Source organism: Pseudomonas sp. P5_B2, from assembly GCF_056400445.1.
In genome coordinates this window covers 1-2,256 of sequence record NZ_JBFULH010000636.1, presented here as the reverse complement: position 1 = coordinate 2,256, position 2,256 = coordinate 1, and the positions used below count along the sequence as shown (strand labels likewise).

Genomic DNA, 2,256 nt, shown 5'->3' with positions numbered 1-2,256 from the left:
GATCTAATGTGGGAGCGGGCTTGCTCGCGAAGGCGGCAGGCGCCTCACCGATGATTTTAAGGAATAAACCATGCTCCAACTCATYCTCGGCGGCGCCCGCTCCGGCAAAAGTCGACTGGCCGAAAAACTCGCCACCGACAGTCATCTTGCCGTGACCTACATCGCCACCAGCCAACCGCTGGACGGTGAAATGAATGACCGCGTCGCCCATCACCGCGCCCGGCGTCCCGCCGAATGGGCATTGATCGAAGAACCGGTCGAACTCGCACGCGTCCTGCGCGAAACCGCCCACGCCAACCGTTGCCTGTTGGTGGATTGCCTGACGCTGTGGATGACCAATCTGTTGATGCTCGACGACGTCGAACGCCTCAACGCCGAACGCGAAGCTTTATTGGACTGCCTGGCCTCGTTGCCGGGTGAAATCATTTTTGTCAGCAACGAGACCGGAATGGGTGTCGTGCCGCTCGGCGAATTGACTCGCCGCTACGTCGATGAGGCCGGTTGGCTGCATCAGGCGTTGGCCGAGCGCTGCCAGCGTGTCGTCCTGACCGTCGCTGGCCTGCCCCTGACTTTGAAAGGAACTGCGTTATGACTCAATCCTGGTGGCTGAACCCGAGCAAGCAGATCAATGCGCAAGCCGTCGAACAGGCGCAGGCGCGTCAGCAGCAACTGACCAAGCCAGCTGGTTCGCTCGGTCGACTGGAGTCGGTGGCGGTGCAATTGGCCGGGTTGCAGGGGCAGGTAAAGCCGGGTCTGGATCATCTGTGGATCGCGATTTTTGCCGGTGACCATGGTGTCGTGGCTGAAGGCGTGTCGGCGTTTCCTCAGGAAGTCACCGGGCAGATGCTGCAAAACTTTGTTACTGGCGGCGCGGCGATCAGTGTGTTGGCGCGGCAGTTGGGCGCTTCCCTTGAAGTAGTGGATCTGGGCACGGTCACGCCGACCTTGAATCTGCCCGGTGTGCGCCACTTGAACGTTGGTCCCGGCACGGCGAATTTCGTCAAAGGTCCGGCCATGACGACGGATCAGGGTGAGCTCGCCATGCAGGCCGGTCGTGACAGCGTGCRGCGCGCCATCGCCGCCGGAGCGCAGTTGTTTATCGGTGGTGAAATGGGCATTGGCAACACCACCGCCGCCAGTGCATTGGCTTGTGCCTTGCTCGATTGCCCGGTGGTTCATCTGGCTGGGCCGGGCACCGGTCTGGACGTGGCGGGCGTCAGCCACAAAGCTCAGGTCATCGAACGTGCGTTGGCGCTGCACAGTGCTCAGCGCGGGGATGTTTTGCAGACGTTGTTCAATCTCGGCGGCTTTGAAATTGCCGCGCTGGTTGGCGCGTATCTGGCGTGCGCGCAAGAAGGCGTGGCCGTGTTGGTCGACGGGTTCATTTGCAGCGTCGCGGCATTGGTGGCGGTGCGCTTGAATCCTGATTGTCGTCAGTGGTTGCTGTTCGGCCATCGGGGTGCCGAGCCGGGCCATCGTCATGTGCTGGAAACCCTCAACGCAGAACCGCTGCTGGATTTGGGGCTGCGTCTGGGCGAGGGCAGCGGTGCGGCGTTGGCAGTGCCGTTGTTGCGTCTGGCCTGCGACCTTCACGGGCAGATGGCGACCTTCGCCGAAGCGGCCGTTGCGGATCGTCCGGTATGACCTTGCATCTGGACCTGCTGCGACATGGCGAGACCGAACTCGGTGGCGGGTTGCGTGGCAGCCTCGATGACGCACTGACCGCCAAAGGCTGGGAGCAGATGCGCGCGGCTGTTTTGGACCAGGGACCGTGGGATCGATTGGTCAGCTCGCCCTTGCAGCGTTGCGCGCGGTTTGCCGAAGGGCTCGGCGCGCAACTGGGGTTGCCGGTGCACTTGGACAAAGACCTGCAAGAACTGCATTTCGGTGCCTGGGAAGGGCAGAGCGCAGCAGCGTTGATGGAAACCGATGCAGCGGCATTGGGGCAGTTCTGGGCTGATCCTTATTCGTTTACGCCGCCGGACGGCGAGCGGGTGGCGGACTTTTCCAAACGGGTAGTGGCGGCCATCGAACGCTTGTCAGTGGCCTACGCTGGCGAGCGCGTCCTGTTGATCAGCCATGGTGGCGTCATGCGTTTATTGCTGGCGCAAGCCCGGGGATTGCCGCGTGAGCAGTTGCTCAATGTCGAAGTCGCTCATGGCTCGTTGTTTTCGTTGAGCGTTGAACCTGGCGTTCTGCTCAAGGAAGCGATCTGATCATGCTGCCCTTCTGGATCGCCCTGCAATTCCTGAGCAG

3 protein-coding genes are annotated in these 2,256 nt (G+C 61.8%); all 3 read left to right on the top strand.

Features of this window, described 5'->3' with window-relative positions; genetic code table 11:
* Positions 1-70: 70 nt before the first annotated feature.
* Genes cobU through cobC form a run of 3 tightly spaced genes read left to right on the top strand, consistent with a single transcriptional unit; the run spans position 71 to position 2,216 of the window.
* Complete coding sequence (cobU, locus tag AC1DRJ_RS25025; protein WP_477804520.1) at positions 71-592, top strand: bifunctional adenosylcobinamide kinase/adenosylcobinamide-phosphate guanylyltransferase; 522 nt, start codon at positions 71-73, stop codon at positions 590-592.
* Entirely contained in the window at positions 589-1,644 is a 1,056-nt protein-coding gene (cobT, locus tag AC1DRJ_RS25020; protein WP_477804519.1) for a nicotinate-nucleotide--dimethylbenzimidazole phosphoribosyltransferase, read from the top strand. The genes cobU and cobT overlap by 4 nt, the downstream gene beginning before the upstream one ends.
* Positions 1,641-2,216, top strand: coding sequence for an alpha-ribazole phosphatase family protein (cobC, locus tag AC1DRJ_RS25015; protein ID WP_477804518.1), 576 nt, complete (start codon positions 1,641-1,643; stop codon positions 2,214-2,216). The genes cobT and cobC overlap by 4 nt, the downstream gene beginning before the upstream one ends.
* Positions 2,217-2,256 lie beyond the last annotated feature (40 nt).

Coding starts and splice junctions, on each gene's coding strand:
- cobC (WP_477804518.1), top strand. CDS start 1,641: ATGACCTTGCATCTGGACCTGCTGCGACATGGCGAGACCGAACTCGGT.